Origin of the sequence: Streptomyces sp. NBC_00457, assembly GCF_036014015.1 — a bacterium.
In the GTDB taxonomy this organism is placed as follows: domain Bacteria; phylum Actinomycetota; class Actinomycetes; order Streptomycetales; family Streptomycetaceae; genus Streptomyces.
The window spans coordinates 1,604,284-1,627,238 of record NZ_CP107905.1; the positions used below are offsets into that span (position 1 = coordinate 1,604,284).

General features: G+C 69.6%; 23 protein-coding genes and 2 pseudogenes. 9 read left to right on the plus strand and 16 right to left on the minus strand.

Annotated features, from left to right (window positions below; genetic code table 11):
* Positions 1–7 precede the first annotated feature (7 nt).
* On the minus strand, positions 8–439 hold the full coding sequence (locus tag OG828_RS07435) for a cyclic nucleotide-binding domain-containing protein (RefSeq protein ID WP_443060270.1): 432 nt from the start codon (positions 437–439) through the stop codon (positions 8–10).
* A gap of 230 nt (positions 440–669) precedes the next feature.
* Here OG828_RS07435 and OG828_RS07440 point away from each other — a divergent pair, with 230 nt between their 5' ends.
* On the plus strand, positions 670–1,554 hold the full coding sequence (locus OG828_RS07440; RefSeq protein ID WP_328500547.1) for a universal stress protein: 885 nt from the start codon (positions 670–672) through the stop codon (positions 1,552–1,554).
* Positions 1,555–1,789: 235 nt separating this feature from the next.
* Positions 1,790–1,852 (plus strand): annotated as a pseudogene (locus OG828_RS07445) (hypothetical protein); the annotation flags it as partial.
* Between the two features lie 55 nt (positions 1,853–1,907).
* On the opposite strand, the gene OG828_RS07450 reads toward OG828_RS07445, so the two are convergent.
* The 4 genes from OG828_RS07450 to OG828_RS07465 all read right to left on the minus strand — a co-directional run bounded on the left by OG828_RS07450 (position 1,908) and on the right by OG828_RS07465 (position 6,088).
* A complete protein-coding gene (locus tag OG828_RS07450) occupies positions 1,908–2,198 on the minus strand; it encodes an NAD(P)(+) transhydrogenase (Re/Si-specific) subunit beta (RefSeq protein WP_328500548.1) in 291 nt (96 codons plus the stop codon).
* 176 nt (positions 2,199–2,374) lie between these two features.
* Complete coding sequence (locus OG828_RS07455; protein ID WP_328500549.1) at positions 2,375–4,099, minus strand: sensor histidine kinase; 1,725 nt, start codon at positions 4,097–4,099, stop codon at positions 2,375–2,377.
* A 126-nt stretch (positions 4,100–4,225) separates the two neighbouring features.
* A complete protein-coding gene (gene gap, locus OG828_RS07460) occupies positions 4,226–5,254 on the minus strand; it encodes a type I glyceraldehyde-3-phosphate dehydrogenase (protein WP_328500550.1) in 1,029 nt (342 codons plus the stop codon).
* 138 nt (positions 5,255–5,392) lie between these two features.
* Positions 5,393–6,088: a response regulator transcription factor gene (locus OG828_RS07465; protein ID WP_328437222.1), complete on the minus strand. Its 696-nt coding sequence runs from the start codon at positions 6,086–6,088 to the stop codon at positions 5,393–5,395.
* A 256-nt stretch (positions 6,089–6,344) separates the two neighbouring features.
* On the opposite strand from OG828_RS07465, the gene ppdK reads away from it, so the two are divergent.
* The 3 genes from ppdK (at position 6,345) to OG828_RS07480 (ending at position 10,091) form a co-directional block, all read left to right on the plus strand.
* Complete coding sequence (ppdK, locus tag OG828_RS07470) at positions 6,345–9,041, plus strand: pyruvate, phosphate dikinase (RefSeq protein WP_328500551.1); 2,697 nt, start codon at positions 6,345–6,347, stop codon at positions 9,039–9,041.
* Positions 9,042–9,061: 20 nt separating this feature from the next.
* Entirely contained in the window at positions 9,062–9,463 is a 402-nt protein-coding gene (locus tag OG828_RS07475) for a hypothetical protein (protein WP_328504818.1), read from the plus strand.
* Between the two features lie 163 nt (positions 9,464–9,626).
* On the plus strand, positions 9,627–10,091 hold the full coding sequence (locus OG828_RS07480) for a pyridoxamine 5'-phosphate oxidase family protein (protein ID WP_328500552.1): 465 nt from the start codon (positions 9,627–9,629) through the stop codon (positions 10,089–10,091).
* A 57-nt stretch (positions 10,092–10,148) separates the two neighbouring features.
* Here OG828_RS07480 and OG828_RS07485 read toward each other — a convergent pair whose 3' ends face one another.
* The 9 genes and pseudogenes from OG828_RS07485 to OG828_RS07525 form a co-directional block, all read right to left on the minus strand.
* On the minus strand, positions 10,149–11,153 hold the full coding sequence (locus tag OG828_RS07485) for a GerMN domain-containing protein (RefSeq protein WP_328500553.1): 1,005 nt from the start codon (positions 11,151–11,153) through the stop codon (positions 10,149–10,151).
* Positions 11,154–11,368: 215 nt separating this feature from the next.
* Positions 11,369–11,719: an ArsR/SmtB family transcription factor gene (locus OG828_RS07490; protein WP_328437226.1), complete on the minus strand. Its 351-nt coding sequence runs from the start codon at positions 11,717–11,719 to the stop codon at positions 11,369–11,371.
* Positions 11,720–11,986: 267 nt separating this feature from the next.
* On the minus strand, positions 11,987–12,337 hold the full coding sequence (locus OG828_RS07495; protein ID WP_328500554.1) for a zinc ribbon domain-containing protein YjdM: 351 nt from the start codon (positions 12,335–12,337) through the stop codon (positions 11,987–11,989).
* A 75-nt stretch (positions 12,338–12,412) separates the two neighbouring features.
* The gene (locus OG828_RS07500; protein WP_328437228.1) at positions 12,413–12,775 is read right to left on the minus strand and encodes an anti-sigma factor antagonist; all 363 of its coding nucleotides are present in this window, start codon (positions 12,773–12,775) and stop codon (positions 12,413–12,415) included.
* Between the two features lie 31 nt (positions 12,776–12,806).
* Complete coding sequence (locus OG828_RS07505) at positions 12,807–13,232, minus strand: ATP-binding protein (RefSeq protein ID WP_328500555.1); 426 nt, start codon at positions 13,230–13,232, stop codon at positions 12,807–12,809.
* Positions 13,232–13,642 (minus strand): pyridoxamine 5'-phosphate oxidase family protein, encoded by a 411-nt coding sequence (locus OG828_RS07510; protein ID WP_328437230.1) that lies wholly within the window; start codon positions 13,640–13,642, stop codon positions 13,232–13,234. The genes OG828_RS07505 and OG828_RS07510 overlap by 1 nt, the downstream gene beginning before the upstream one ends.
* Complete coding sequence (locus OG828_RS07515; protein ID WP_328500556.1) at positions 13,639–15,375, minus strand: SulP family inorganic anion transporter; 1,737 nt, start codon at positions 15,373–15,375, stop codon at positions 13,639–13,641. Before OG828_RS07515 ends, OG828_RS07510 begins: the two co-directional genes overlap by 4 nt.
* Positions 15,372–15,713 carry an ArsR/SmtB family transcription factor gene (locus OG828_RS07520; RefSeq protein WP_328437232.1) on the minus strand — a complete coding sequence of 114 codons (342 nt, stop codon included), beginning with the start codon at positions 15,711–15,713 and terminating at the stop codon, positions 15,372–15,374. Before OG828_RS07520 ends, OG828_RS07515 begins: the two co-directional genes overlap by 4 nt.
* A 569-nt stretch (positions 15,714–16,282) precedes the next feature.
* Positions 16,283–16,463 (minus strand): annotated as a pseudogene (locus tag OG828_RS07525) (DUF1918 domain-containing protein); the annotation flags it as partial.
* A gap of 222 nt (positions 16,464–16,685) precedes the next feature.
* On the opposite strand from OG828_RS07525, the gene OG828_RS07530 reads away from it, so the two are divergent.
* Entirely contained in the window at positions 16,686–17,360 is a 675-nt protein-coding gene (locus tag OG828_RS07530) for a CBS domain-containing protein (protein ID WP_328500558.1), read from the plus strand.
* A 94-nt stretch (positions 17,361–17,454) separates the two neighbouring features.
* Entirely contained in the window at positions 17,455–18,480 is a 1,026-nt protein-coding gene (locus tag OG828_RS07535; RefSeq protein WP_328500559.1) for a 6-phosphofructokinase, read from the plus strand.
* A 12-nt stretch (positions 18,481–18,492) separates the two neighbouring features.
* Here the strand turns inward: OG828_RS07535 and OG828_RS07540 are convergent, their stop codons facing one another.
* Complete coding sequence (locus OG828_RS07540; RefSeq protein ID WP_328437233.1) at positions 18,493–19,383, minus strand: universal stress protein; 891 nt, start codon at positions 19,381–19,383, stop codon at positions 18,493–18,495.
* Positions 19,384–19,739: 356 nt separating this feature from the next.
* Here OG828_RS07540 and OG828_RS49485 point away from each other — a divergent pair.
* Positions 19,740–20,803 (plus strand): IS630 family transposase gene (locus tag OG828_RS49485; RefSeq protein ID WP_443062357.1). Its coding sequence is split into 2 segments (ribosomal slippage): positions 19,740–20,183 and positions 20,186–20,803, totalling 1,062 coding nucleotides; the frame shifts between segments, so codons are not numbered across the junction.
* An 80-nt stretch (positions 20,804–20,883) separates the two neighbouring features.
* Entirely contained in the window at positions 20,884–21,936 is a 1,053-nt protein-coding gene (locus OG828_RS07555; RefSeq protein ID WP_328500560.1) for a class I fructose-bisphosphate aldolase, read from the plus strand.
* Between the two features lie 135 nt (positions 21,937–22,071).
* On the opposite strand, the gene OG828_RS07560 is transcribed toward OG828_RS07555, so the two are convergent.
* Positions 22,072–22,920 (minus strand): universal stress protein, encoded by an 849-nt coding sequence (locus OG828_RS07560; RefSeq protein ID WP_328500561.1) that lies wholly within the window; start codon positions 22,918–22,920, stop codon positions 22,072–22,074.
* Between the last annotated feature and the right edge of the window lie 35 nt (positions 22,921–22,955).

The window sequence follows — 22,955 nt, forward strand, 5'->3', positions numbered from 1 at the left end:
TAGGGGCTTACAGATTGAGGCGCGCGCCGGCCGAGCGCAGACGATGGTCGATGACCCTGCCGACCCAGCGGGCGACCGCGCTCCCCATCGCCGGATCGGCCTGGCATATCTGCCGTACGGCGGCGGCGTCGAATTCGTGGGCGCGCACCGACGTCACCGTCTCTGCGCCCGCCTGCCAGACGTAGGGCGGCGTGAGCCAGGACCAGCCGACGAGGTCGCCGAAGCCCAGCGGCTCGGTTACGGCCGTGCCGTCACCGGGCACGCGGACAGCGAGGGCGACCGTGCCGGAACGCACGATCCAGAAGTGGTCGGCCCGTTCACCCTCACTGAACAGGCGGATGCCCTGAGGGAGACCCACATCGCGGGCCATGCTCATGAGCCTGCCCCGGTAGTCGACGGGCAGCATCCCGGCCATACGGGGCGCTGCCGTGCTGGTCATCGTGGTGACGTCGTTGAGGTCCATCGCTCACTCCTCCACGTGGTCACGCGACGCCTTCAGCTTCGGACACGAACGCGCCGGGCACATGGGCCGAGTGGCCCTGTCCCTGGTTCCGGTGGGCCCCGAAGCAAGGCCCCGCGGCCCATGCCTCGGCCTCTTCCCCAGGGAGATGCTGGTCCTAGGGGGACCCCGCAGGGCGGCCTGCGGAACTCACCGGGGAGGTGTTGGCCGTGCTTCGCCCCGTAGTCGTAGGACTTGACGGTTCACGCGAGAGCCTTGCTGCCGCCGATTGGGCGGCCAGGGAGGCTCTGCTGCGCGGCCTGCCGCTGCGTCTGGTGCACGCGTGGCAGGCGTGGTCGCCCGAGGAGTCGCGTCTTCCGGAGCTCGACGCACCGCGCTTCTGGGCGCGGCGGATCCTGCGTGACGCCATGGACCGGATCAGCGAGCGCTATCCGCAGGTGTATCTCAGCGCCGAGCAGATTCCCCGGCCCGCGCCCGAGGCCCTCATCTCAGCTGGCGCGGAGGGCGAACTGCTCGTCCTGGGCAGCCAGGCGCTCAGCGGGTTCGGTGGATTCTTGGCCGGCTCCGTGGCACTGGCGACGGTGGCCCATGTGCCGCGGCCCGTGATACTCGTCCGGGCGGACGAGACCGCCGAGGCCGAGCACATGCCGGACGCCGACGGCCGGCCCTCGGCCGACGGCCCGTACCGCGAGGTCGTGGTGGGCGTGGACGCGGCACACCCGTGCGAGGAGATGCTTGCGTTCGCCTTCGAGAGCGCGGCGCTGCGTTCCACATCACTCCTCGCGGTCCACTCGTCGCATTTGTCATCCGCCTACGGGCACGTCCCGGGCACCGCGAACGGAAAGGCAGAGGCCGCGCACGCCCTGGCATCCGCGCTCCGGCCCTGGCGGGAGAAGTACCCGGCGGTGACCGTTCGGGCGCTTGTGGAGAGCGGTCGTCCGGCGCAGCTTCTGCTGAACGCGGCGGCGGACGCCGGCCTGTTGGTCGTCGGCCGCAGGATTCGCCCGACCAGGCTGGGTGCCCAAACAGGGCCGGTCGCGCACGCCGTGATGCACCATGTCCGCTGCCCGGTCGCCATCGTGCCGCACGAGTGACTGCCAACGGCATGGCTCCCGTCCCGTTTCTCTGTACCCCTCGGGACGTTCGGCCTCTGTACCGCGCCAGTCACGGCGGCTGAGTTGCTGTCAGTGGCGGCGTTCGTGGAGGGTCGGTGCGCGCAGGCGTTCCCGAGCTTCGGCTCGGAACGCACCGGAGGCCCGCCGCTGCCCGTGCGACAACTGCTACGGCGTCTGCCCCGACAACGCCATCACCAAGCTCTGACCCGGCAAGGGCTGCGCACTGTGCGTGGCCGAATGCCCGAGCGGGGCGATCGAGATGGTGCGGGAGGAGTGAGAACCCGGGCATGACCTGAGCCCTCGGTCCGCCGGGGGCTCAAAGTCTGTGTCCGTCAGCCGACGAACTCCCTCACCGCGGCCTTGAGTTCGGCCAGTCCCTTCTTCGCGTCGGAGTAGAACATGCCGGTCTTGGGGTTGGTGTAGAGCTCGTTGTCGATGCCCGCATAGCCGTGACCCATCGAGCGCTTGATGACAGCAACGCTCTTGGCCTTGTCGACGTCGAGGATGGGCATCCCTGAGATCGACAGCAGTTGGCTGCCGTCGGGGCGTACGCCACACGTCTCGCACCGCCGCCACGAGTCGGCCACCAGGCTCCGCACCCCCAGCAACCCTGGCGAAGTCACGAACCGCTCGTGCGCGGCGCAGCGCAGACGCCTGGGCGGTGGTGGCAGCGTCCACGGCACCTCCCGCGTCCTTCTCCTCGGCATGCCGCGCGAGCAGGGAACACTGCTACGACAACCAGAGCGACGAACAGCACGAGGATGGCCTTCACCACCGTGGCCGCCGAATCGTTGCGCCCCTAGTCCTTGGGCACCGGTACCCACCACACCAACGCCGTGCCTCCGTCGACCGGAGTGCTCAATTCCAGCTCCCCGCCCAGCTGTTCAGCTCGTTCGGCCAGGTTGCGCAGACCGCTCCGGCGGCCGTCGGGCGGCATGCCCACGCCGTTGTCGGTGACCGTCAGCCGCAGCTGACGGCCGTCGGTCTCGAGGGCCACCGCGGCGCGGTCGGCGTGGGCGTGCCGAGCGACATTGGTCAATGCCTCGGAGAGCACCGCCACGACATGCTCGGCGGTCTCCTCGGGGACCTGGGTGTCCAGCAGGCCGTCCATCCGCAGGCTGGGCGCGAAGCCCAGCACGGGCGCGGCTTCCCCGATCACACGCACCACCCGTGCCCGCAGGCCGGGCCCGGACGCACCCTCGCGGGTACGCAGACCGAAGATCGTCGACCTGATGATTTTGATGGTCTCGTCCAGGTCGTCCACGGCCCGCAGCACTCGCTCCGAGGCTTCCGTGTGCTTGATGAAGCGCCCCGCGCTCTGCAGGGTCATGCCGGTGGCGAACAGCCGCTGGATCGCCAGGTCATGGAGGTCCCGGGCGATCCGGTCGCGGTCCTGGAGCATCGCGATCTGCTCGGCGTCCCGGCGCCGCTCCGCCAGCTCCATCGCCACCGCGGCCTGAGCCGCGAAGCCCCGGAGCGGCTCGATCTCCTTCGCCGTGAACGCCGTCCGCCCCGCCTCGCGGACCAGCAGGACCACGCCGCGTACGCCGTCGCCGGCGCCGATGGGGACGGCCACGGCCGGGCCGAGACCCTCGAAGTGCGGGGGGCCCGCTGTGACCCGTCCGTCGTGGGCAATGTCGGGACTCCTCACAGGGACAGCCTGGGAGAAGGCCTCGCCGATCAGGCTGCCCTCCACGGGCAGCACCAGCCCGCGGTGCACCTCCGCCTGCTGCCCGATCGCCAGTTCCTGGGTCAGGGAGCCGGTGTCCTCCATCGGCAGCGCGACCACGGCCAGTGCGGCGCCGGTGATCTCTCTGGCCCGTTCGGCGATCAGCCCGAGTACCTCGCCGCGCTCGCTGCCGGACAGCAGACTGTGAGTGATCTCCTCACTCGCCTGCAGCCACCGCTCGCGCAGGCGGGACTCCTCATACAGGCGGGCATTGTCGATCGCCACACCAGCCGCGACAGCCAGGGTCGCCAGCACCGACTCGTCCTCCTCGTCGAACTGGACGCCGCCTCGCTTCTCGGTGAGGTAGAGGTTGCCGAACACCTGGTCCCGCACCCGGATCGGGACCCCGAGGAATGAGTTCATCGGCGGGTGGTGGGCCGGGAAGCCGTACGAGGCGGGGTGCTCGGAGATCTTTGCGAGCCGCAGGGGCTCGGGGCGCCGGATCAGTTCGCCGAGGATGCCGTGGCCCTCGGGGTAGTGACCGATCTTGGCGATCTGATCCTTGGTGAAGCCGACGGTCAGGAATTCCGACAGCCGTTTGCCGTCCGGTCCGATCACGCCCAGGGCCGCGTACTGGGCCTCGACCAGCACCGCAGCGGCTTCCACGATGCTGCGCAGTGCCTGCTCGAGGTCCAGTTCACGGCCGACCGAGAGCACGGCTTCCAGCAGGCTGTGCACCTTGTCGCGGGTGCCGCGGGCCGCGTCGAGCCGGGCCTGCAGTTCCTCGAGCAGTTCGTCCAGCCTCAGTTGCGGCAGCCTGACAAGGGCCTCCCTGGGCTGCTTGGGGCTTCCCACCGGTGATCCTCCAGGTCCCCTGCAACGTTCCGACCGCCGACCGTTCCGTCATGTGCCACGGTAACGGTCCGGCGGAGGGACGGGACGGGAATCCGGCGCGGTCGCCCCGGCAGCAGTCGTCGCCGGTCAGCCCTTCGGGAGCCGGTCGGCGACGTACTCGGTGAGGTCGAGGAGCCGGTTGGTGTACCCCCACTCGTTGTCGTACCAGCCGAAGACCTTCACCAGGTTGCCGTGGGCCTGGGTGAGCGGGGCGTCGAAGACGCAGGAGGCGGGGTCGCCGACGACGTCGCGGGAGACGATCGGGGCGTCGGACACCCGCAGGATGCCCTTCAGCGGGCCCTCGGAGGCCTCCCGGTAGGCAGCGTTGACCTCGTCGGCGGTCACGGGCCGGTCCAGCACCACGGCGAGGTCGGTCAGCGAACCGTCCTCGACCGGCACCCGCACGGCGATGCCGTCCAGGGTCCCGGCCAGCTCCGGCAGGACGAGGCCGACCGCTCGGGCGGCTCCGGTGCTGGTGGGAATGATGTTGACGGCGGCGCTGCGGCCGCGGCGGAGGTCCTTGTGCGGGCCGTCGAGGATCACCTGGTCGTTGGTGTAGCCGTGGATGGTCGTCATCAGGCCCTTGTCGATGCCGAAGCTCTCGTCGAGGACCTTCACCATCGGGGCCACGCAGTTGGTGGTGCAGGAGGCGTTGGAGACGACGTCGTCCTTGTCCGGGTCGTACGTGCCTTCGTTGACGCCCATGACGATCGTGGCGTCGACGCCCTTGCCGGGCACGGAGAGCAGCACCTTGCGGGCCCCGCCCTTCAGGTGCAGTCCGGCGTCGGCGCGGCTACGGAAGCGGCCGGTCGCCTCGATGACGATGTCCACGCCCAGGTCGCCCCAGGCCAGGGCCGCCGGGTCGCGCTCGGCGGTGACGGCGATACGGTGCCCGTCCACGGTGATCGAGTCGTCGTCGTGCTCGACGGCGCGGCCGAGGCGGCCGTACGTCGAGTCGTACTCCAGCAGATGGGCCAGCGTCGCCGGCGAGGTGACGTCGTTGACCGCGACGACCTCGACCGGTGTGCCGGTCCCGGCCTCCGCGCGCTCCAGCACGCAGCGCAGGTAGTTGCGCCCGATGCGGCCGAAACCGTTGATGCCCACGCGTACGCTCATGTCCTTCGCCCTCCCATGGGAAATCCGGTGTCCGCTGTCAGCTTGCGGGCCGTTGAGCGAGCAGGGCATGGGCCGCACGGGGACGAACCGAGGGACCTTCGGCCCAGCGCCCAACCGCGGGTCACCGGCGCGGGAGCCTCAGTGGCTGCCTTCCTGATTCATCCGGTCCTGGGCCTGGGTGGCGATGACGGCGGCCTGAATACGCCGCTCCACACCGAGTTTGGCCAGCAGACGGGAGATGTGGTTCTTCACCGTCTTTTCAGCAAGGTAGAGCCGCTCACCGATTTGGCGATTGGTGAGTCCCTCGCCGATCAAGGCCAGGATCTCCCGCTCCCGGTCGGTCAGGCCCGGCAGCGCCTCCGGCTGCGCCTCCTCGTGCTGGCCTTTGCGAAGGCGGGCCATCAGCTTGGTGGTGGCGCTCGGGTCGAGCAGGGACTGTCCCCCAGCCACCGTTCGGACGGCGGACACCAGGTCCGAGCCCCGGATCTGCTTGAGGACGTAGCCGGACGCCCCAGCCATGATCGAGTCGAGAAGCGCCTCCTCGTCGTCGAACGAGGTCAGCATCAGGCAGGTCAGCTCCGGCATGCGCGAGCGCAGCTCCCGGCACACGGTCACACCGTCGCCGTCGGGCAGCCGGACGTCCAGCACGGCCACCTGCGGGCGCAGGGCGGGGACGCGCACCAGGGCCTGCTCGACGGTGCCGGCCTCGCCGATCACGGTGATGTCCGGCTCGTCGTTCAGCAGATCGCGCACCCCGCGTCGTACCACCTCGTGGTCGTCCAGCAGGAAGACCCGGATCGGGTCGTGCGGGTCGGTCTGCTCACTGGCGGCCATCGATGGCTCCTCGGGTCCGCATCTTTCGCCGTCGCCCGCCCACGGACGGTTTCGGCCTCCATACAGAAATCCTTGCCGCGTCAGGGCCGAAAGACCAGGGCCGGTCGGCCCTGATTGGAGCCCGCTCACGACGACTGGGGCCGACCGGCCCACCCGACGGGACGACCGGCACCTGCCCTCGTACCGGTATCCGTTCGACGCTGGAACGGAACGGAGCCCCGCCAAGCTGCGGAACGAAGCTGAGGAGCACTGCGTCATGGTCCGTTACGTGTACGACTTCCACGAGGGCGGCCGTGACATGGCCGACCTGCTCGGTGGCAAGGGCGCGAACCTGGCCGAGATGGCCCGGCTGGGCCTGCCGGTGCCACCCGGTTTCATCGTCTCCACCGATGCCTGCCGGGCCTTCCTGGCCACGGGTGCCGAACCAGACGGTATGTCGGAGGACGTCTCCCGGCACCTGTCGGCCCTTGAGGCCGCCTCCGGACGGACGGTGGGGCAGCCGGACGACCCGCTGCTGCTGTCGGTCCGCTCCGGGGCACGCTTCTCCATGCCCGGCATGATGGAGACGGTCCTCGACATCGGCCTGAACGACGACTCGGTCCTGGGCCTGGCCAAGGTCTCCGGGAGCGAGCGCTTCGCCTGGGACTCGTACCGTCGACTGGTCCAAATGTTCGGCAGCACGGTCATGGGCGTCGACTCCGCGCTGTTCGAGAGGGCCATGACGGCCCTCAAGACGATCCGCGGCGTCCCGGACGACGTGCACCTGGAGGCGAGCGACCTCGCTGAGCTCGTGGACGTGTACAAGAACCTGATCCACGACGAAACCGGCCAGGACTTCCCCCAGTCCCCCGCCGAGCAGGTGCGCCGGGCGATCCTCGCCGTCTTCCAGTCCTGGAACGGTGAGCGGGCCCGCCTCTACCGGCGCCGCGAGCACATCCCCGACGACCTGGGCACCGCGGTCACCGTCCAGCGCATGGTGTTCGGCAACCTGGGCGCCGACTCGGGCAGCGGCGTCGCCTTCACCCGCGACCCGGCCACCGGCCGCACCGGCCCGTACGGCGACTACCTGCCGAACGCACAGGGCGAGGACGTCGTCGCCGGCATTCGCAACACCGTGCCACTCACCGACCTGGAGCGACTGGACCCGGGCTCGTACCGGCAGCTGCGCGACCACATGCGGACCTTGGAGCGGCACTACCGGGACCTGTGCGACATCGAGTTCACCATCGAGCGCGGCACCCTGTGGATGCTGCAGACCCGGGTCGGCAAGCGCACCGCCGCGGCCTCTTTCGCCATCGCCGCCGAGCTGATCGACGAGGGGCTCGTCACCCCGGACGAGGCCCTGGCGCGGGTCAGCGGGGACGGGCTCGCGCACCTGATGTTCCCGAGCTTCGACGCCTCTGCGACCGGGGAGGCGCTCGCTCACGGCATCCCCGCCTCGCCAGGTGCCGCGGTCGGCGCCGCCGTCTTCGACTCCGCCGAGGCCGTACGGCGTGCCGCGGCCGGCGAGAAGGTCGTCCTCGTACGCCAGGAGACCACCCCCGACGACCTGCCCGGCATGATCGCCGCCCAGGCGGTGCTGACCAGCCGCGGCGGCAAGACCAGTCACGCTGCCGTCGTCGCCCGCGGCATGGGCAAAGTCTGCGTCTGCGGCGCCGAGGAACTCACCGTGGACACCGAGGCCCGCCGCTTCACCACCCGCGACGGCACGGTCGTCGAGGAGGGCACGGTTCTCTCGGTGGACGGCTCGGCGGGTGCCGTGTACCCGGGTGCGGCACCGCTGGTCGACTCCGCGGTCATGCGGTACCTGGAAGCCGGTGTGTGGTTGGAGCAGTCGGACTGGGTCGTCGGCCCGGTGGCCCGCGTCCTGAAGCAGGCCGACGACATTCGGCGACTGGAGGTGCGCGCCAACGCCGACACCCCCGAGGACGCCGCACGCGCTCGCCGGTTCGGTGCTCAGGGCGTCGGCCTGTGCCGCACCGAGCACATGTTCCTCGGCGAGCGCCGCAAGCTGGTCGAGGAGATGATCCTGGCCCGCTCGGACACCGAGCGGGACCGCGCGCTCGCCGCGCTGCTCCCCCTCCAGCGGCAGGACTTCATCGGCATCCTGGAGGCGATGGACCGGCTGCCCGTCACCATCCGCCTGCTCGACCCGCCGCTGCACGAGTTCCTGCCCGACCACACCGAACTCGCCGTCCGCATCGCCTCCGCCGAGGCCCACGGCGACCTGCCGGACCCGCACGACGTCGAACTGCTCGAGGCCGTGAACCGCATGCATGAGGAGAACCCGATGCTCGGCCTGCGCGGCGTGCGCCTCGGCCTCGTGATCCCGGGCCTGGTCGCCATGCAGGTACGGGCCATCGCCGAAGCGGTCGTGGAGCGTACGCGGGCCGGAGGCGCCCCCGAGGCGGAGATCATGGTTCCGCTGGTCGGCGCCGTCGAGGAACTGCGGATCGAGCGTGAAGAAGTGGAACGGGTGTTGGCTGAGGTATCCGAGGAAACGGGCGTTCCGGTCCACTGCCCGGTCGGCACCATGATCGAACTGCCCAGGGCCGCGCTCACCGCAGGACGGATCGCCGAGGAGGCCGAGTTCTTCTCCTTCGGCACGAACGACCTGACGCAGACGACCTGGGGCTTCTCCCGCGACGACGTGGAGGCGGCGTTCTTCTCCGCCTACCTCGACAAGGGCATCTTCGCCACCTCCCCGTTCGAGACCATCGACCGCGACGGCGTGGGCCGGCTGGTCGAGATCGCCGTCGCCGAGGGCCGCGCCGCACGTCCCGGCCTGAAGATCGGCGTCTGCGGAGAACACGGCGGCGACCCCGAGTCCGTCCACTTCTTCCACCGCGCGGGACTGGACTACGTCTCCTGCTCGCCGTTCCGCGTCCCGATCGCCCGTCTGGAGGCGGGCCGGGCCGCGTTGCCTGGGACCGAGGTCAGCGACAGCAGGTGAGGGACTGGAGAGTGGCGCACATAGCTGCCAGGGAAACCGGAACCCAGGTTCCCAGCGCCGAGGTGCGGGTGCGCGCCGAGGGCGACGTGAACGAGGAAGCCATCGCGTACGTCCGTGCCAAGGTCGGTGCGGCCCTCGTCCGGCCAGGACTTCCGGCCGTCAGCGGCGAAGTGCGGATCGCCCGGGCCTCGACGCACCACGCCGAGCACCCGTGGTCGGCCGAGGCCGAGATCGTGGTGGGCAACATCCTCGTGGTGGTGCACGCCCGGGAGGCGAGCGCACATGAGCTCGCCGACCGGATCCACGGCCGGCTGCGCAGCCAGGCCGACAGACTCCTGCACCGCAGGGACGCGGCCCGCAGGTTGGCCACGCCGCCCCCGTGGCGGGGTGGGCGGGCAGAGAGCTGGACGACGACTTCGTGAAGATCCAAACCGCGCAGGGCCGGGCGGCCGCAAGTCAGGGCCGAACGGCCCTGGCGGGCCGATCATGACCTGCTTTCAATTGCGAGATGCACACGTGCAAAACGCTGGGTGAACCGGCCAGGTGCCCGAAGCAGTGAGCGACGAATCCGTACGGAAACATTCCATGGACACCAACCATGCCCAGCCGATCCCTGTCGGCCCGCGCCAGAGCATCGAGCTCGACACCACCGAAGCACTGCGACTGCTGGGCAGTATGTCCCTGGGCCGGATCGTCTTCACGCAGCACGCGTTGCCGACCATCCGGCCGGTCAACCACATCCTGATCGATGGCGACATCGTCATCCGCACCCACGAGGGCGGAGCCCTCACCTCGCACACGCGGCAGGCCGGTGTGCCCGGCGTCGTCGTCGCCTACGAGGCCGACACAATCGACCCGGACACCCACCTCGGCTGGAGCGTGGTCGTCACCGGCTACGCCCACCTGGTGACCGATCCGGAGGAGCTGGCCATCTACCAGGCCCTGCTCCACCCCTGGGTTCAGCAGACCATGGACCACGCGGTCCGTATCCACCCCGATCTGGTCACGGGAATCCGGCTCACCGTCGCGGACCGATCCACACCCGCCTGACTGGATCGACCTGCGTGCGTCACGCGACGCCCGGTCTGCCGTGAGTCGAGGTAGGCGTCACCCCAAGACGTTCAGGGGCACGGTGTCCTCGACCACCACGCGGCCGTCCTCAGGAGAATCCCAGTACGCCGTGAGCGTGCCGACGCCCGAGCGGGTCGCCTTGTAGGGGAACGTCACGTCGAACGTGCCCCGCGTCCCGCTGCCGGAGGTCGCCGTGGCGTAGATGTTCGCCACCGTGCGCCCCGCGGCGTCGGTGATCTTCAGACGGAGGGTCGCCTCGAAGGTGTTGGCACTCCCCCACACCCTGACAGGCGTGCGGATGGTGTCGCCGATCAGCGGCGACTCGACGAGGACGAGCGGCACGAGGTCCTCGAAGTCGGCCCGGCCCACCGGCCGGTTGAGGACGATGCCCTCACCGCCGAAGGCCGTGACTGGCTTGCCGTCCAGCTCGAAGCGCACCTTCTCGATGGCGGGGAAGCGGGTCGCGGTGAACACCACCTGCGCGAGGCGGGCCCGCATCGACAGGCTTCCGCCGCCGTCGTCGTACCGCCCCGACAGGTCCACCGTGGCCACGTGGCGGTTCACCACGACGGAGTTCAGCGTCGTGCCCGAAGGAATGGCCGTGGTGCGCCCGTGGCCGCGTTCGTAGCGGCTGGGCCCTGCCAGCAAGGCCCGCAGCGCACTGGACGTGGTGGTGGGAGTGGTCACGGTGCGCGGAACGGGCGCGACTTTCTCGCCGTGCAGGAAGTACACCGACGCGCGCACCTGGCGCGGTCCGCCACCAGGGGTCGTTGGCGGTGCGGGCGTGTCCGTCGTCCCGGGGGTGCCGGGCGTGGTGGTGGCGTCCCGGCCAGGTGTGGTGGGGCTGCCTCCCGTCGTGCCGCCACTGGTGCCATCGGTGCTCGACGGGCTCGGCCGGGCGGTGCCGGGAGAGGTGCCCGAGGTGCCGGCGTCACTGCCGCACGCGGTCGCCGCGGATGACACGAGGAGTGCCGCGGCGGCCAGAACGATCGGTCGCCGCAGCCTGTGGGATGTACGCCTGGTGGAGATCTCGGTGCGCATGACGGCCTCCTCCGCTCCTTCCAGGCAACACCTGCGACCGGAATGCCTCAAGTGCCGTACGGCCCTGGTAGGTGAGCCGCAGGACACCGATTTCGGACTGCTCAGGCCGTGCATGACGCGGCATCAGGTGAGGAGCACGCCGAGGACTTGTCTGCAGGCGGCCAACCAGCCACCCCATGCCCAGGGTCACGGCTCCCACCGTTCGAGGGCCACCGCTACGACGGCGGTTTCGCCTCCCCCTGCGCTGCCCGCAGGTCGGTCAACAGCTCGGCCTGCCCGGCCAGCACCCCGGACAGGATGGTGCGGGCGACCCTGAGCAATTCGGCGACGTGCGGGCTGGTGAGCGAGTAGTACACGGTCGAGCCTTCCTTGCGGGTCACGACCAGGTTGGCCCGGCGCAGTACGGCCAGCTGCTGGGACAGGTGCGCGGGCTCGATGCCCACCTCGGGCAGCATCTCGGCGACCGCGTGCTCGCGCTCGCTCAGCAGCTCCAGGACGCGGATGCGGGCCGGGTGGCCGAGCGTCTTGAAGAACTCGGCCTTCAGTTGGTAGAGCGGCGTACTCATCGTGCCGTCCCCTCTCCGACACAACAGGACGGCCCCACCGGCCGGACCTCGGTCCATCGCATCCAACTGCTCGTCGACAACATGCGCCCCATCCTCGCGTGCGGCTCCGAGCGGCCGAACCCGCACTGAGGATCCGAGCCGCGAAATCCAGCGGAGACGAACTCAGAAATTGCCGAGATTAGCAATCCCGCCACACGGGATGCCCGCCGCCGGACATGAGTCGCCTTGCTCAACACTGTGATGCAGGCGGTCTTCATGCCGCCGAGGTCACACCTTTTTGACCACGCTGGACTTCAGCTGCATGGCCCCGAACCCGTCGACCTTGCAGTCGATGTCGTGACCGTCCACACCGTCGACGAGGCGGATGTTGCGCACCTTGGTACCTGCCTTGATTCCGGTCGGGCTGCCCTTGACCTTCAGCGTCCTGACCACCGTCACGGTGTCGCCATCGGCAAGCACGTTTCCGACCGAGTCGTTGATCACCCTGTCCGCGCTGTCGGCCATGGGCGCGTCGGACGGTGACCACTCGTGCCCGCACTCCCGGCAGACCAGCAGCGCGCCCATCTCGTACGTGTACTCACCGGAGCATGTGGGGCATGGGGGAAGCTTCTCGCTCATTACACAAAATCTTTCAGTCGCAGGTTCGAATCGATACGTCAGTCAGGAGGGCCACCCGTCGGTGCGCCACGTCTGCTACCCCTCGTCGGCAGCCGCTTCTGTCCTGGCGTGGGCGACAAGGGCTGCCGCCAGGTCGCCGTGGACCGGGATGGGCGGGCAGTCACCCGGCGGGACCAGGGACCCGTCGGCGGGGATCGCGGCCAGCTCCAGGATCCGGCCGTCGTCGGCGAGGCGGCGGGCGGCCTCGGTGATGGCCAGTTGTCCCTCGGCCGACCAGCTGCGCAGCCCGGTCAGGTCGACGATGACCGGGCCGGTGCCGCGCGCGACGACCCAGCCGACCGCGCCGCTGAAACGGCGGACTGCGTCCGGGCCCAGGTAACCGGAGACGGAGAGGATGCCGAGGTCCTGCTCGATGGTGTAGCGCCACTCGATGGTCATGGTGGTGAAACTTCCTTGCCGGGGCTGCCCCTCACAGGGGCAGGGTGATCCAGATGCTCTTGCCGCCGCCGTCGGCGTCGGCCCGGACAACCGCGGTGCCGCCCAGGCCGAGGGTGAGTTCCATGACGGTGCCAAGACCACCGGTTCCCGTTCCGGTGACCGACGCGTACATCGGCGGCTGATACGGGTGGCGGTCGTGGACGGCTAAAGCCAGGCAGTCGGCGCCCGCCGCGTAGATGACGGTGAGCTGCGGAGAGAGCACGGCGGCGTGCCGGACGCTGTTCGTGACCAGCTCGCCCAGGATCAGCAGCGCCGGGTCCACCGTGGGATGGCGCAGGCCGATGCCCCATTCGACCAGCGCCTGTTCGGCGACCTCGCGGGAGAGCCGGACCGCGGACGGCAGCGCAGGGAGGGTGAGTACGTGGCGGTGGGGCAGCGCCTCCAACTGCGCGGACATCAGCGCTCCGCGCTTCGTGCGAGACGGAACCCGGTGACCGTCTGGGGGCGGATACACGAAATGGTGTCGTGCGGTCCGTGCGTCCAGCCGACAAGCGTGCGCCGGTAGTGCGCGGCCTCGTCCGGGTCAGTGATCACTTCCGCGGGTCCGGCCGCCATCACCGTCCAGCCGGTGCCGGTCGCGGCTCGGATCTCGTCCACGTAGTACGTCGCCGTCGTCAGGACCGCGGCCGCCTGCACTGGGGCGCGGACGACCAGTCGGCCGTACTCCCACACATGCCGGGCGGGCCGTACGACGGCCAACTCCCCCTGCAGTAGTACCAACCGGCTGAGCGCCGAACCTTCCAGCAGCCACAGCGCCTCCACGCCGGAGACCGCGACCATGCGTAGCGGAGCGGGCGTGGTGCTCATCGGACTCGCTCCTCGCGGGTGTCTACAGGCTTCGGGCTCGTCTTCTGCGCGGGGATCGCGGTCAGGACTCCGACCGTCTCCAGGTGGTCGCGGGCGGCCAAGATCGCCTCGGGGGTAGTGGCGTGCTCCCGACCCTCGTGCCGCAGCAGGTCCAACGCGCCTACAGAGTTCAGGACTTGGCGCTGTCCGGGTCGTATCCCTGAGGCCAGAACGAGGATTCCGCGCCGCTTCAGCTTCACCACCGCGTCCTTGAGGACCAGGGCCCCGGTGGCGTCCATCGTCGACACCCTGGACATGCGCAGGATCACGACCCGCACGTCGGCCACGTCCGTCAGTTCCAGCAGGAAGCGGTGGGCGGCTGCGAAGAACAGCGGGCCGTCGATGCGGTACGCCACGATGTGCTCGGCGAGGAGGGCGTGCTCCTCCTCCGTGTGGTCGGCCCGGTCCAGCGGGACCTGGTCCAGGCGGGCCTGTTTGGCGACGGCGCGCAGCGCGAGGGCGCCCGCAACGACCAGGCCGATGATGACGGCGTAGACCAGGTCCAGCGCCAACGTGGCCATTGCGGTGAGGACCAGGATGATCGCGTCCGAGCGGGTGGCCCTGACCATCGCCCGCAGTGAGCCGACCTCGACCATGCGGATCGCGGTGGCCAGCAGCACGCCGGCGAGGGCTGCGAGCGGGATCTTCGAGACGAGGGGCGCCGCCGCGAAGACGATCACGGCGAGGATCGCGGCGTGCGTGAGGGCGGCGAGCCGAGAGCTCGCGCCGGTGCGGACGTTGACCGCGGTGCGGGCGATTGCGCCGGTCGCGGGCACGCCGCCGAACAGCGGGGCGGCGATGTTGGCGAGGCCCTGGCCGAACAGCTCCCGGTCGGGGTCGTGCTGCTGGCCGACCGTCATGCCGTCGGCGACCGAGGCGGACAGCAGGGATTCCAGTGCGGCGAGCGCGGCGACCGCCACGGCCGGGGCGAGCAGCGAGCCCAGCGAGCCCACGTCGAGGAAGGACAGCGACGGCGCGGGCAGGCCCGACGGCAGCGCACCGATCGGCTGAGCCGCGTCCAGCCCTGCGGCCTGCGCCACGACCGTCGCGGCGATGACGGCCAGGATCGAGAAGGGAACCGTGGGCCGCCAGCGCGCCCCGGCCAGCATCACGGCGGCCACCGCGACCGCGAGGCCGACGGCGGTCCAGTTCGGGGCCTTCGCGAACTCCTCCATCGCGCGCCAGGTGACCACCAGCACCCGGTCGCCCTCGGGCTTGGGCACGCCGAGCGCGTTCGGGATCTGCTGGAGCCCGATCACGCAGGCAATGCCCAGAGTGAAGCCCTCGACCACCGGCGCGGGCACGTACTGCATGTACTTCCCGGCCCTGGCCGCCGCGAGCGCGATCAGCATCACGCCCGCCATCAGACCGACGGTCAGCACACCCGTAGGACCGTACTGGCCGACGATCGGCACCAGGACGACCGTCATCGCCCCCGTCGGCCCCGACACCTGAAGATTCGACCCGCCGAACACCGCCACCAGGGCGCCCGCGACCACGGCGGTCGCCAGTCCGGCTTCCGCGCCGAGACCGGAGGAAACTCCGAATCCGAGCGCGAGCGGCAACGCCACGATCGCCACGGTCAGTCCGGCGAGCAAGTCCCGGCGAGGGTCGCGCCGCATCTCCGCCAGATCGGAATAGGCGGGCAGGAGCCCGACGATCCGGGACCAAGCCCGGCCAAGTGACGAGATCATCGCGGGGCGACCCCGGCCTCACGCAGTTCGGCCAGCAGCTCGTTGCGACCCGCAAGCATCTCGGTCAGGATCCGGCGCGCGGCCCGCATCAGGTCGGCGACGTCCCCGCCGGCCAGTGCGTAGACGACCGTCGAGCCTTCCCGCTGCGACGTGACGATCCCCGAGCGGCGCAGCACCGCCAGTTGCTGCGACAGGCCGGATGGCTCCACCTCGATCGCCGCGCGCAACTCCCGTACCGGCTTCGGACCATCCTGCAACAGCTCCAGCACCCGGATACGGACCGGATGCCCCAGCATCCGGAAGAACTCGGCCTTGGCCTGGTACAGCGGAACAGACACGACGCCTCGGCTTCCCCTATCCACACACCCGCCGGTCCGGGCAGACACGACTGCGCTGCCCCCGCGGCTACCGGCGGAGCGGGCACAGCCACTCCAGCATGTATGGACTTGCGAATTTTTGCAATTCAGATATTGGGCAATAGCTCCTTGGTCCAGAACATGACAGACCGTGGCAGCTGTCCGCCGCGGATGTCTCCGGCACCTACGAGAACGTGCTCCCCGGCATGCTGCTGCTCGGGCTCGGCACCGGGCTGGTCGTCCCGGCCGCGCTCGATTCCCTCGCGGGCGCGCGCCCCTGGCGCCGTACCGGCTGCCGGTCGAGGTGTCCGCCAGCGTGCTCGGCCGGCCGGGTTCCATGGCCGCGAAGGAGGACTTCACTACGGCTGCTCGGTGAAGGAGTCGCGGTCAACACGCTGTCGTGGGGAGCTGTTTGCCCGACGCGTGCCGCCATCCACAGTCGGCCCCGGGCCTACGGCTCCCTCGCCCACAGGGATTCCGACCATTCCCGGTGCTTCACGCCGTGCCGGTCGTGTTGCGCTCAGCGGGCGGGTTTCCGGCGCCGTGTTCGACATGATGGACGTGCGCGTCGGGTCCGGGGAACACGAGCGACACCCGATGCGTGTCCGACCAGAGCACGTCGTAGGGAGGCGTGCCGTCCTTGTGGTGCAGTCCGACTATCTCGCCGTCGCGCTTGGTGACGCCGGTGATCGGGCTTTCGACAACAAGTACATCCCCGAGTTGAGCTCGCATGATCGCCACCCGTTTCCTCAGACTGCTCCTGCACCCAACGTGGCACGCATGGCGTTCAACCACATGGGCTGGAAAACCCTGACTCGAGGGGGCCGAACAGACCGTTTCCGGGGCCAACCAGCCCTGAACAGGGCCTGGATGGCCTCTCCTGTGGACGACTGAGTCCTGACACGGTTGAAACGTGACAGTCGTCGGCTGTCACCAGGGGAAGGGAGGAGCGACATGCAGCACCGTACGGTCGCCGACCTGATGACCCACAATGTCGTCCGGGCCCGGCGCGACATGCCCTTTAAGGAGATCGTCAAGCTGCTGGCGGAGAACGACGTCACGGCCGTACCCGTGGTGGACGAACTGGACCACCCCGTGGGCGTGGTGTCCGAGGCCGACCTGCTGCGCAAGTGCTCTGTCCAGACCGACCCGTCCAGCCGGACTCCCGTTCCTCACCTGGAGGCATGGGAGCGCGCCAAGGCCGCGGGCGCCAGGGCCGAGGAGCTGATGTCGGCTCCCGCCCTGTGCGCACGTCCCGAGTGGACCGTGGTCGAGGCGGCCCGCCTGATGGCGCTCCGAAACGTCAAGCGGCTGCCTGTGGTGGACGAGGCCGACCGGCTCAAGGGCATTGTCAGTCGAGGAGATCTGCTGCGGGTCTTCCTGCGCCGGGACGACGCCATCCGCGACGAGATCACCCAGGACGTACTGCGGCAGACGCTGAACCTCGCACCCTCAGATATCACGGTCAGAGTGCGCGAAGGGCAGGTGACCCTCGGAGGATCCGTCCAGGTGAGCAGCCTGATCCCCATCATCGAACGCCTGTGCCGGAATGTTGACGGCGTGGTCTCGGTCTCCACACACATCGGGTACCGGATCGACGCCTCCCGGCCTTCCCCCACCAGAACATGACTGCCTCAGGAGCGGCGGCTCCCTCGTCGAGCACATGGACCGGCCGCTGTATCAGCGTCCGCCGACGTCACTCCGCGCAGAGAGGGAGAACGCCATGAAGGTCGGAGTGCTGACCGGCGGCGGTGACTGTCCCGGCCTGAACGCCGTGATCCGCAGCGTCGTCCGCAAGGGCATCCAGGAGTACGCCTTCGATTTCATCGGCCTGCGCGACGGCTGGCTCGGCGCGCTCCAGGGCAATGTCGTACCGCTGGACATCTCCAGCGTGCGCGGGATTCTGCCACGCGGCGGAACCATCCTGGGTTCCTCTCGCACCAACCCGTTCAAGCACGAGGACGGGGTGCGGCGCATCCAGGACACCCTTGCCTCCCACCAGGTGGACGCGCTCATCGTGATCGGCGGCGAGGACACGCTCGGCGTGGCCGCCGAACTGAGCCGTCAGGGGATCAAGCTGGTCGGCGTGCCCAAGACCATCGACAACGATGTGTCCGGCACCGACTACACCTTCGGCTTCGACACGGCCGTGGGCATCGCCACAGAGGCCATCGACCGCCTCCACACGACCGCCGAGTCGCACATGCGCACCCTGGTGGTAGAGGTGATGGGCCGGCACTCCGGGTGGATCGCCCTGCACGCCGGCGTCGCAGGCGGGGCCAACGTGATCCTCATCCCAGAGCAGCCGTTCGACATCGATCAGGTCTGTGCCTGGGTGAAGAGCCGATTCAAGATCCACTATGCGCCCATCGTCGTGGCGGCTGAAGGAGCCTTGCCCAAAGAGGGACAGATGATCCTCAAGGACAAGACGCTGGACGAGTTCGGCCATGTGCGGCTGTCCGGCATCGGCGAGTGGCTGGCACAGGAGATCGAGGAGCGCACCGGCATGGACGCCCGCACGACGGTCCTCGGCCACGTCCAGCGCGGGGGCACCCCGAGCGCCTTCGACCGCTGGCTGGCCACACGCTTCGGGCTGCACGCCGTCGACGCGGTCAAGGACGGTGACTTCGGCAGCATGGTGGCCCTGCGCGGCACGCAGATCATCCGCGTTCCCCTCGCCGACACCAGGACGAAGACCAAGTCGGTGGATCCGTCGCTGTACGACGAGTTCGAGGTTTTCTTCGGCTGATGCTCTCCGCTGTCAGCCGCCGTACGGTACGACCGCCACCGGACAGCGGATGTGGTGCAGTACGGCGTCGGTGACCGGCCCCAGCCGACCCTCGGTCGCCTGTGAGCCAGTGCGTCGGCCCACGACCAGCAGGTCCGCTCCCCGGGAAGCGTTCAGGAGCGCTTCCGCGGGGTGGAGCAGGACGACATCGCTACGCACAGCCACCTCCTGGAACTTCTCCCGCCGCGTGCGCAGAGCGTCGGACAGCTGCATGACCTCCTGATCCTCCCAGGTGGCACGGTCCTCTTCGGTCACGAACAGCATCTGGGGAGACACGGCCTCGGCGGGAAACGCCCATGCCTGCACCACCCTCAGACGCGCCCCGTGCGCCTCGGCGGCTACGAACGCGAAGTCCGCCACCTCGCCGACCGGACGGTGTGCGTCGAAACCCGCCACGACCTGGCCGGCACCGCCTGCCACCCGCGTCCCGTCCCCGAAGCCCCCGAGCGGCTGCTCGGGCACCAGCACGACCGGGCATGCGGCTCCTGCCGCGACCCGCAGCGCCACCGAGCCGACCGCAAGTCCGTCGAAGCCACCCGAGCCTCGTGCACCGACCACGAGGAGCCCCGCGCTGCGCGCCGCGTCGAGGAGGGCAATGGCCGGGGCGTCGGCGACCTGCTCGCCCCGCACCTCGAGATCCGGGTAGCGGGCGCCGAGACCGGCGATCGCCTGCTGGAGCATGCGCTCACCCAAATGGTGCAGCGTTTCCACGGCCGGGACCGGAACGGCCTCGCCCGGAAGCGGTGGTGAGGCGTTCACGATACGCAGGGGAACGCCACGCAGCACCGCTTCCCGCGCTGCCCAGTCGGCCGCGACCAGGCTACGTTCGGATCCGTCGATGCCCGTCAGCACAGGCTGACTCATCGCATCCTCCTTCACCCGCCGTGCACCTTGGCAGGCACGTCCCGCGACCCCTTTACCCTTCTCCCACTGTTCCACGGCGGGCCCCGAAGGTCCCGGCGGACTGGCGTCAGGCTGCCTGCTCTCAACGCCGGCATCGTCCCTTTGAGGGCCGTTCGGCCTCGATGAGGGGACCAACTGGCTCTGCCGAGCGATCCCGCCGCGCTGCATGGTTGACAGTGAATCTGCGGGACGGCCGTACATAAAAGCTCTGTGAACCTGGCCTCGGGCCAGGGCCCGGTCGTACCGCTGATTACTGACCTTGAAAGCGTGGTGTCGTGAGGGCTGACGGCTGGTGATCCCAGCGGTATGCCGTCTTTATGAGGTACGCGCAGGGTGGCGGGCTGACCGCTGAACGTCGGGCGTTTCGTGAGCGGTTACGGAGAGAGGCCGCCGAACGCTTCGTCCGGGGTGACGACAATGCCGTCGTCGCCCGTGATCTGCGGGTCACCGTCCGCTCGGTGCAACGCTGGCGGAAAGCGTGGGCCGAAGAAGGTCCGCGAGCACTGGCGTCGAAGGGCCCGGCGTCGCTGCCGCTGCTGAGCGACGAACTGTTCGTGGTGCTGGAACGTGAGTTGGACAAGGGACCGGTCGCGCATGGCTGGCCGGACCAGACCTGGACTCTGTCGCGCATCAAGACCCTGATCGGGCGCCGGTTCCACAAGAGCTACACGGTCCAGGGCGTCGCGGCCCTGCTCAAGCGGCACGGCTGGACCTGCCAGGTCCCCGCCCGCCGGGCGCTTGAGCGGGACGAGGAAGCGGTGGCCGGCTGGGTGAAAGAGACCTGGCCGCGCGTGGAATGACCGCGGCGGCGCTCGACGCCTGGCTCGTGTTCGAGGACGAGGCCGGCTTCTCGATGACGCCGCCCACCACCCGCACCTGGTCCCGACGCGGGCACACGCCGATCGTGCGGGTCCGTGGCCGTTCCCGCCGCCGCTTATCGGTCGCCGCCCTGGCCTGCTACAAACCCGGGCGGGCGTCCCGGCTGATCTACCGACCCCGCCCCGACACCCGGCCGGACGGACGCAAGAGCTTCGCCTGGACCGACTACCGCGATCTCGTCCAGGCCGCTCACCACCAGCTCGGTGGCCCGATCGTGCTGGTGTGGGACAACCTCAACACGCACCTGACAGCGGGGATGCGCCGCTACATCGCCGAGCGCGACTGGCTCACCGTCTACCAGCTGCCTGCCTATGCGCCTGACCTCAACCCAGTCGAAGGAATCTGGTCCATCCTCCGCCGGACGACACTGGCCAACCGCGCGTTCGCCGACCCGGAGGACCTCATCGCCGCTGTCCGGCAGGGCCTACGCCTACTCCAATACCGCAGCGACGCACTCGACGGCTGCCTCACCGGCACCGGACTTCGCCCCACCCCGCCATGACGACATCACGCATTCAAGGTCGGTAGGCACGGCCTGTGGCTCCCTCCATCAGCATTCCGGGTGACAGGAGAGACGGAACGATGACCGACATTCAAGGCTTGCTGGGCGACGAGGCCAAGGACCTGCTGGCCCATACCGCCCAGGGGATTCCCAAGGAAGACCTGGTCCTGCCGGGCCATGACTTCGTCGACCGGGTCGTGGCCGGAACCGACCGCTCACCCCGGGTGCTGCGCAACCTGCAGTCCCTCTTCGACCACGGCCGACTGGCCGGCACGGGATACGTGTCGATCCTGCCGGTCGACCAGGGCATCGAGCATTCCGCGGCGTCGGCGTTCGCCCCGAACCCCCGCTACCTCGATCCCAAGAACATCGTGGAACTCGCCGTCGAGGGCGGCTGCAACGCGGTCGCCAGCACGCTCGGTGCGCTCGGGGCCGTGTCGCGGCGCTACGCGCACAAGATCCCCTTCGTCGTGAAGCTCAACCACAACGAGCTGCTGACCTATCCGAACCACCACGACCAAATCCTGTTCGGCAACGTCGAGCAGTGCTTCGAGCTCGGCGCGGCCGGCGTCGGTGCCACGGTCTACTTCGGCTCGGAGCAGTCGGACCGCCAGCTGCAGGAGGTCAGCGAAGTCTTCGCACGGGCCCACGAACTGGGCATGTTCACCGTGCTCTGGTGCTACCTGCGCAACTCGGCGTTCAAGAAGGACGGCGTGGACTACGCGCTGTCGGCCGACCTCACCGGCCAGGCCAACCACCTCGGCGTGACCATCGAGGCCGACATCGTCAAGCAGAAGCAGCCGGAGAACAACGGCGGCTACCGCGCGCTGGAATTCGGCAAGACCGACCAACTCCTGTACGACAGGCTCACCACCGACCACCCCATCGACCTCACCCGCTGGCAGGTCGCCAACTGCTACATGGGCCGGGTCGGACTGATCAACAGCGGCGGCGCCTCGGCAGGCACGGGCGACCTCGCCCAGGCCGTACGCACCGCGGTGATCAACAAGCGGGCCGGCGGCACCGGCCTCATCACCGGCCGCAAGGCCTTCCAGCGGGCCACCGGCGAGGGCATCGAGCTGCTCCACGCCGTCCAGGACGTCTACCTCGACGACAGCATCACCATCGCCTGACGAGAAAGCACCCTTGCGGGGCGCTACGCCGCGGCGTGGGAGATCGTCCGCGGCAACCCGGTGCCTCGGAACACCCCCTGGGCCTGGTCAGGGGCCCCGAGGCAGGAAGTGAAGCGGCGACCGCCCCGTCGTCGATCAGTCGTGGGGAACCACAGCGACCGGCGCGACGGCATGGTGCAGCACCGCGTTGGTCACCGGGCCGATGTGCGTGCCAATCGGAACGTGGCGGTTCCTCCGGCCGACGACAACCAGCGAGGCTCTGCGGGAGGCGTCCACCAGGTGCGGACCCGCCTGGCCGATCACGGCCTCCTCAGTCACGTCGACGCCGGGGAACTTCTCACGCCACGGCCGCAACGTGTCGGTCAACTCCTCCCGTGCCTGCAGGCTCCAACCGTGGACGACTCGCAGGACGGCGGCACGGCGGACGGCGGCGTTGAAGGCGAACTCCAGAACCGTGTCGTCGGGGGCGTGCAGGTCAAGTCCGACTACAACATCGCGGAACGACGTGGCGGCTGCGGCGGTCCCGGCAGTGTCCGGCAGGCGTTCGTCCGCACCCTCGGCCTCCGCCCGCACCAGGACGACCGGCGCCTCGGCCCTGGCCACGACGGCCAACGCCACTGAACCGAGCAGGAGTCCGGCTGTCCTGCCCAGCCCTCGTGACCCGAGCACCAGCAGCTCGGCATCCTTCGCCTCAGCCGTCAGAACCTTCGTGGGCTGCCCAGAAGCCTGCTCGGCGGTGATCCGCAAGCCGGGGTACCGGTAGGTAAGGGATGCGGGCACCTCGCGCAACATGTTCGCGGACCGGTCGGCACCGGGCGGGGGCACGGTTTCCGCAGCGAACGGTACGTAGGCGTAGGGCGGCTGCTCGCCGACGTGTACGAGACGGAGAGCGGCCGCTCGGAACAGGGCTTCGCGGGCGGCCCAGTCGGCCGCAGCGAGGCTCTCGGGCGAGCCGTCCAAGCCGACGGTGACGGTTCGGAGCATGCTTGGTCTCCTTCGGGATCTGATCCCACTCTTGT